Annotated in this window: 1 pseudogene; it reads left to right on the top strand. The window is 42.1% G+C overall.

Annotated features, from left to right (window positions below):
• Positions 1 to 166 precede the first annotated feature (166 nt).
• Positions 167 to 643 (top strand): annotated as a pseudogene (locus tag QE109_RS17605) (IS21 family transposase); the annotation flags it as partial.

Here is a 643-nt window from a genome sequence, read left to right as displayed (position 1 = left end):
TGAGTATTCCATACCAAAATGACCACTCATTCCGATGCGATAGACCATTGAGTATGATTTTTTAGATCACTTGTTCCGATCGAAATTGACCACCCTGACTTAAAGTAATATTTGGGTATAGTTTCCTCATACGCTAAAAAGCGTAAATAAATTGAGGAGGTCTACTATGACCCAATACAGAGAGATTCTTAGACTCAACAGCCTTGGAATCAACAAAACGGGCATTGCCCAAAGTCTGAGTTGCTCGCGAAATACTGTGCGAAGCGTTCTTACGCGAGCTGCTGAGTTAGAGCTTGCTTGGCCATTGCCAGCTGATATTACAGACTCTGACTTGCACAAAAGATTTTTCAAAAAAACCGCTTATGAGAAACCTCGTAAGGAACCGGACGTTGAACACATTCACAAAGAACTGCTAAAAAGTGGTGTTTCACTGAAGTTGCTTTGGAATGAATATTGTGAAGACTGTCGTGTTCAAGGTCAGCTTCCACTCATGTACTCTCAGTTTTGCCAGATTTACAGAAAACATGCAGAAGTCAAACGCGCTACGATGCACATTCCTAGAAAACCGGGTGAACTAATCGAAGTTGATTGGGCTGGCACTACATCGATGCTTGTTGACCGTGATACTGGTGAATTAACGCCT

The sequence above is a fragment of the Fusibacter bizertensis genome, assembly GCF_029914245.1.
GTDB classification, from domain to species: Bacteria; Bacillota; Clostridia; order Peptostreptococcales; family Acidaminobacteraceae; genus Fusibacter_C; species Fusibacter_C bizertensis.
This window is presented reverse-complemented; position numbering and strand designations above follow the sequence as displayed.